8 protein-coding genes are annotated in these 5996 nt (G+C 57.5%); 4 read left to right on the top strand and 4 right to left on the bottom strand.

What is annotated here, in order from left to right; translation table 11 throughout:
• Positions 1-670: NrdJb (locus ACJWXQ_RS05270; protein WP_406672319.1), on the top strand; the 670-nt coding region annotated here is incomplete at its 5' end.
• 185 nt (positions 671-855) lie between these two features.
• On the opposite strand, the gene ACJWXQ_RS05265 is transcribed toward ACJWXQ_RS05270, so the two are convergent.
• The 4 genes from ACJWXQ_RS05265 to ACJWXQ_RS05250 all read right to left on the bottom strand — a co-directional run bounded on the left by ACJWXQ_RS05265 (position 856) and on the right by ACJWXQ_RS05250 (position 3493).
• Positions 856-1332 (bottom strand): integrase core domain-containing protein, encoded by a 477-nt coding sequence (locus ACJWXQ_RS05265; protein WP_346053336.1) that lies wholly within the window; start codon positions 1330-1332, stop codon positions 856-858.
• A gap of 39 nt (positions 1333-1371) precedes the next feature.
• The gene (locus ACJWXQ_RS05260; RefSeq protein ID WP_406672318.1) at positions 1372-1917 is read right to left on the bottom strand and encodes a DDE-type integrase/transposase/recombinase; all 546 of its coding nucleotides are present in this window, start codon (positions 1915-1917) and stop codon (positions 1372-1374) included.
• Positions 1918-1987: 70 nt separating this feature from the next.
• Positions 1988-3103, bottom strand: coding sequence for a hypothetical protein (locus tag ACJWXQ_RS05255; RefSeq protein ID WP_406672317.1), 1116 nt, complete (start codon positions 3101-3103; stop codon positions 1988-1990).
• A gap of 105 nt (positions 3104-3208) precedes the next feature.
• Complete coding sequence (locus ACJWXQ_RS05250) at positions 3209-3493, bottom strand: hypothetical protein (protein WP_406672316.1); 285 nt, start codon at positions 3491-3493, stop codon at positions 3209-3211.
• Between the two features lie 608 nt (positions 3494-4101).
• On the opposite strand from ACJWXQ_RS05250, the gene ACJWXQ_RS05245 reads away from it, so the two are divergent.
• The 3 genes from ACJWXQ_RS05245 (at position 4102) to ACJWXQ_RS05235 (ending at position 5745) form a co-directional block, all read left to right on the top strand.
• Positions 4102-4491: an SgcJ/EcaC family oxidoreductase gene (locus ACJWXQ_RS05245; RefSeq protein ID WP_346053341.1), complete on the top strand. Its 390-nt coding sequence runs from the start codon at positions 4102-4104 to the stop codon at positions 4489-4491.
• A 531-nt stretch (positions 4492-5022) separates the two neighbouring features.
• On the top strand, positions 5023-5424 hold the full coding sequence (locus tag ACJWXQ_RS05240) for a hypothetical protein (RefSeq protein ID WP_346053343.1): 402 nt from the start codon (positions 5023-5025) through the stop codon (positions 5422-5424).
• Between the two features lie 141 nt (positions 5425-5565).
• Positions 5566-5745 carry a hypothetical protein gene (locus ACJWXQ_RS05235; RefSeq protein ID WP_346053345.1) on the top strand — a complete coding sequence of 60 codons (180 nt, stop codon included), beginning with the start codon at positions 5566-5568 and terminating at the stop codon, positions 5743-5745.
• The last annotated feature ends 251 nt before the right edge of the window (positions 5746-5996 follow it).

Here is a 5996-nt window from a genome sequence, read left to right as displayed (position 1 = left end):
CGCCGAAAAAGCCCCGGCCGAAGCCCACGGCGAATTCCGCCGCGAAGGCAACGTGGTGCACATGACCGAAACCCTGGAGCGCCCCGACGAACTCATCGGCTCCACCTACAAGGTCAAGCCCCCCGTGGCCGACCACGCCATGTACATCACCATCAACGACATCATCCTCAACCAGGGCACCGACCAGGAAGTCCGCCGCCCCTTCGAGATCTTCATCAACTCCAAGAACCTTGACCACTACCAGTGGATCGTCGCCCTCACCCGCGTCATCTCCGCCGTCTTCCGAAAAGGCGGCGACGTCACCTTCCTGGTGGAAGAACTCCAGGCCGTCTTCGACCCGAGAGGCGGCTACTGGAAGCCCGGCGGCAAGTTCATGCCTTCCCTGATCGCCGAAATCGGCGAAGTCATCGAACGGCATCTCACCAAGATCGGCATGATCCAACCCACCGACCTGGACGAACACCAGAAAAAACTCATCGAACAAAAACGCGCCGAATACGAAGCCGCCCACGGCCAAAAAGACGCCTTCGCCGAAGACGGAAGCAGCAACAGTAACGACGCCGGCTTCCCGGCCGGTGCCCAGCTTTGCACCAAGTGCAATACGGCGGCCGTGGTTATGATGGACGGGTGTTTGACGTGCCTGTCCTGCGGCGACTCGAAGTGCGGGTGAGCAACCGGATCTTATCCGCTCCGTTCTGGAAGGTGGCTGTCGATATCGCAACGCCTTCGGCTATCCGCATGCCCGCGAAAGCGAGGACCCCAATTCCAGACCAGAAGGCGATGCTGACAACCTTGGGCCTGGCCGAAGCCGGTACGGAACGTGTCAACATAATCCCAACACATCGGCAACGTTTTCTATGTAACAACCTCGGGCAGCTCCGTGCTGACCGGTGTTGGTGAGACCTGGAACGCATCCGGCTGGTTAAGCAGCTTCGCTGCGGTTTGACCGTCATCGGGATTGATCGAGACTAACTCGGGTGGCCTGGCCACTCGGGGCGGCCCTTTGACGTAACGCTCAGGATGGGCCGCATAGTGCTGATCCATGGCCGCCTGGTGCACTCGCCAGAGTGCTTCGAAGCGTCCGGTGTAGAGATCTTCAGGCGTAAACAGTGCCAAGCCTTCGTGCGGTCGGCGACTGTAGGCTGGGAAGAATTCGCTGCACCAATGTCGGGCATGGGCGGCATTCTGGAAGCGACCCGGGTAGCTCGACCAGTACTTGGTAGTCTTGAATTGGCTCTCGCTGAACGGATTGTCGTTGCTGACTCTCGGCCTTGAGAAGCTTCGTTCAACGCCAAGGTCGGTCAACAAATCACCGAAACTGTGAGCGATCATCGGCGAGCCGCGATCTTGATGGACAATCAGCTCATTGGGCTAGATGGCCCGGCGCGAGAGAACCTCTCGGAACAGGTGACACGCCAGGCCGGCGTTCTCCTTGCGCGAGACCATCCAGCCAACGGTATATCGGCTGAACAGGTCTAGGATGACGTACAGACACAGGTAAAAGCTGCGAGTGATCGTTGGCAGCTTCGTGATGTCCCAAGTGTAGACCTGATCTGGGCCCGTGGCCTCCAGTTGCGGCTTGACGTGCTGCTGTGCCGGACGCTGATTGCGACGTTCGCGGGTTTGTTTTCGCCCACGGAGCAAGCGATACATTGTCGAGACTGAGCCCAGCAAAGAGCCCTCGCTGAGCAACGTCGCGTAAACCTCGCGCGGGGCGGCGTCCAGGAAGCGATAGGAGTGCAGCGCATCGAAGATGCGCCGCTGTTCAGATTCCGACAACCCGCGCCCTCGGCCACTGGGCTTTGTGGCCCGCTGGCGTTGGCGGCGATCCGGGTAGCACCAGTGTCGCGGTACGTCCAAGGCTCGGCAGGCCTGTGCCTTGGGTACGCCAGCCGGCAACGCAGCTAGGCAGCTCACGACCTGTTCCCGTCTTTGTCGCTGTGGAACACGTGCAATACTTTTTTTTGGAGATCAATCAGTTGCTCGGCTAACTCCTTACGCCAGGACGATAGCTGACCGGCGTAAAGGCCTTGCCGACGCAGCCAAGCGCCTTTCTCGCCGTGCGGCAATGCTTCGGCCTCCGCCAGAAGGCGCTTCTTCTCGGATACACTGAATCGACGGCGAGTACGCTTTTCCAGGCGCGGAGCAGTGACAACCTCATTGGAATCAGACATCGCTTTACTCCGTTAGCACCCTGAATATTACAGATAAAACCGATCAGGTGCTGTTGGGAGGGATGTTGACACACAGGGCCCCGCATACGCTGCTCGATGATGAGTCGACGTTCTCCAATCGTATTCAGGCGGCCGGCTCGCTCTCGACCGCTCTTGAGGGTGATCCTCACTTGAGCGCCTTGATGCTGGGCAACGTTGTCTACCGCTACCGTGGTCCAGCCTGGCTCTGCCCACTCGGGAGCATCGTTCTCATCCACAGAGGACGAATCATCCCCGGAGGGTCGTGACCAAGACCGCCTGGATCCGGCCACCGCTTCCTGGTCCTCCCGGCTTGCTCTCCGTAGGTCCAGCCGCTGGGGCTCCTGCCCATCCCGGGACACCCGAATATCGAGATTCCTGAGCAGACGGGCGGGAGAGGCGCTCTGGGCGAAGAGACTGAACAAATCCCCGGTGGGGAAAATCTGAATACTCAACCGCCCGGGCTCATTAAGGAATGAACGATAGCTAGCGACCATCTCTGGGCCGGCCACCAGACCCTCCTCAAGCCAACGGAGCTGCCACTGGTCCACATGATGATCGATGTATTCATCCATGGGCAGCTCCATCTCTTCGGCACAAAAGGCCATGACGCGATCATAATAGCCCAAGTCTTCATGCTCGAGAGTGAATGAGCCGAAGCGCATGGAGTTTGCTGCCATATACAAGTCCTGAAACTCATATGAGCGGGCATCAATATCCATGCTCGCACGGAAGTGTGTACGATTGACTCCGTCGACGACGCTATCCAGTGACCAGTCTATTCGATCCACCTGGCCTGAAGTCTCATATCCCGTATCGATGGATCCGGTGAGGGTAAAGAATCCCATCCGGATCAGGTCACCGCTGCTGAAGGTCAGGCGGTCACCACAGCCGGCGGCTTCGAATGGCAAGCCTATGCCAAGCCCTCCTTGCTCGTTTCGTTCAAATAGGAAGCTATCCGAAGATAGGCGGAGACCGCGGAGAGAAATGCCCAGCTCAGGCGGCAGCCGGCCATCCTATACGGTGTTTTTGAGCCGTAGGAGATTGAGCAAGCCATCGGTCCGGACGGCGACTCGGCGAATCGCAATCTCGTCATTACCATCATGGGGAGTAAATCGCAGTCGGTTAATGCGGGCTTCACCAAACGGAGAAAAGCTTGCGCCACCGTGCTCCAGCCGCCCAACAGGCGAAAGCTGGCGGCTAATGTCGTCCACGGCGGTATTAATCTGGTGGACCTGATAAAAATAGAAGCCACCGACAGCGATCAGACCAGCGATGAGACCATAGAGAGGTTTTTTCACCTGCGCCCCCTCCCGGCAGGGTGATACGTGCAAAATTCCCGGCACTTTATCGCCGCCCGGAGGGCGAGGCAAGGCGGAATGGCTCAAGCCGCAACGCGAATGCCCCGAAAGCAGCTGCTGCCGTCGATATCCTGGCGGCAGAGATTCATACATTGGTTATTCGGTCTGGCGCGAGCTGTTTTTGGCCATTTCCTGAGGCTGGGACTGGCCGCGTGAGTCGGCTTTCGCCGCCGTCGTTCACGCCATGCGTCCAGTCAGAGAGGGGCTGATAACTTATTGAAAATACGGAAAATATATTCAGTCCAAATATCTTGCTTTTGCCCCGGTTTGGTCTATATTTCATTCACCTCCAGGTTCTGCCGTTCGGCTGGCATTCTGCTCTGAGAGAGCTTTTTCTTCTCGTGGAACGTCCTGACTCCCCGCCTGGCCGGCGGGAGGCACCCGGTAGCTGAACAGGCGTTTGGCCCGACCCGGGTCTCTCCCCATGGTGGAGCCCGGCCGGTCTGACAGGCGCTGTCCTGCTGCGGATATTCACCATCTCCTTGTTCGGGATGGCGTTTCGCGACAGTGATGGCAATTCGCTGCGTTTCTTCGAGGAGGGAACGAACATGCAAAAACAAAGCGATATTGGGACAGAAATCCGTCGCATGGATGAGCAGTTCACAACGCAGTTTGCCGCGCATGATGCCGAAGCTCTGAGCAAGCTCTATACGGACGATGCGCTGGTACTCGCACCTGGTGAAGATATGATCCAGGGTCAGAGTGCGCTCAAGAAGTACTGGAAAAGGGTATTTGATTCCGGGCTCAAGAGCACCAAGCTAGAGCCGATCTCAGTGGAACGTTTCGGTGACATTGCACTTGATGCCGGCCGTTACACAATGGTCGGTGAGGATGGAAAGACCCTCGATGAGGGCAAGTATCTGATTGCCTGGAAATACGCAAACGGCAATTGGCGCATTCACCGGGATGCCTGGACATCGAAGCTGCCAGTGCATTGAAGGCTGTACGATCTGACCCTCAGAATCACCGGAGAGGCTGAGCAGTGGGGCCTGAATGGAGGGGCCGCCCGACTCGGTTGAGTTGGGCGGTTCCCTTGCTTCCTTGACCCCATAAAGGGAGACGAACAAGGAAAGATTCGGTGGATTCAGCACCCTGGCATTTCGATCGCCTGATCCCTCCTGTGGCGGTCAGTCGCAACGATTTCCAAGACTTGCAGACTGCTGGCCCCAATGGCTCGGCATCTACCCTGATGGCGGAGCCTCGGCCGACCTTAAGACGCCGGCCCTGACCAATAGCTCTAAACCAGTTTCTGGCATCCCTGTCTTCCCAGCCTTGGTTTCCTGATCTTCGGCGCCGAAAATTGTGTGCGAAGCGGGTCCCTCGCATGGGGGGTGGTTCAGGTTTCAATCTTGTTCTAGCTTTAGAGCGCCTCCGCAAGTGTCTGTCTGCGGCGGAATTTTACGTTTTCGTCTGAATCGCCGCAGTGGCAGCAAGTTAACGATGAGATAAAGGGAAGGGGGAAAAACGATATGAGCATTGGCCTCAAAACAGCGATGGCGCTAGTGACTGCGCCCATTCTTGCCCTTGGTGCAAATCAGCTAACTGCACAGGATGTGCCCCATCAGTTTGAAGCGGGTGAGCCAGCTCAGGCGAGCCAGGTGAACGAGAACTTCGAGTTCCTCAGCGACCTCATGGAACAAATAGAGCAGGACTTGCTCGCCACATCTGACCAGGTGGACGACCAGCAAGATACGCTCGATGAAATGTCGCAACGGTTAGAGGATCTGGAGGTGGGAACGGTCCGTCGCCGGATCGATATCCCGGCGAATGCCATGCGAATCTTTGGCGATGCCGATCCGTTTACACGCGGGGTACGAATCCCTACCAGTGGTGGTGAGCTCAGATTCAGTGTACCGCGCCCGATTGATTAGGCCGGCGGCGATGTGAGGTTCATTCTAAGTTTCAAGTCCTTGTTCGGAAACCCGGCCCTCTTCGCTTCCTTCACCCGCGCCCATTCCCTCAACTCTGGAGAACCTTTTTTCGGTAGTTCAGGGATCCGTTTTGACGACGTAATGATTGAAGACGATCAGGTGGTCTACCTGACTACTGCGGGTGTTCCTGAATCCCGTATGACTGGCGAGATCTGGCTCGCTAATATTCAGCGCTCTGCAAGCGACGACGAGTACGATGGCAGTATCGTCGTCTACTCCCTCAGTATCGAATATGATGCCCTTCCGCAGGGAGGTGAGTAATGGAGCGTCGTGGAACTGTTAATGCGGAGCGTGTTTGGGGCCGCTGTGGACTCGCAGCCACCCTCGTCTTTCTTTTCCTGTTCGCTGCTGCTTGCAGTAGTAGTGACGGTGGGGACTCCGCGGACGCGGAACAGGAATGTACCTGGAATGAGTCCGAATGGGATGGTTGCGACTGGGCCTGATTGTATTCGTCCCCCAACTCCTACTGGTCCGGCGCCCGCCTGGATGCCGGCCAGTGCGGGGACCTGTAT

The organism is Natronospira sp. (assembly GCF_007134575.1).
GTDB classification, from domain to species: domain Bacteria; phylum Pseudomonadota; class Gammaproteobacteria; order Natronospirales; family Natronospiraceae; genus Natronospira; species Natronospira elongata.
This window is presented reverse-complemented; position numbering and strand designations above follow the sequence as displayed.

Excerpts from the sequence above, each read along its gene's own strand:
- ACJWXQ_RS05265 (WP_346053336.1), bottom strand. The coding sequence starts at position 1,332 with ATGATCGCTCACAGTTTCGGTGATTTGTTGACCGACCTTGGCGTTGAA.
- ACJWXQ_RS05245 (WP_346053341.1), top strand. The coding sequence starts at position 4,102 with ATGCAAAAACAAAGCGATATTGGGACAGAAATCCGTCGCATGGATGAG.
- ACJWXQ_RS05240 (WP_346053343.1), top strand. The coding sequence starts at position 5,023 with ATGAGCATTGGCCTCAAAACAGCGATGGCGCTAGTGACTGCGCCCATT.
- ACJWXQ_RS05235 (WP_346053345.1), top strand. The coding sequence starts at position 5,566 with ATGATTGAAGACGATCAGGTGGTCTACCTGACTACTGCGGGTGTTCCT.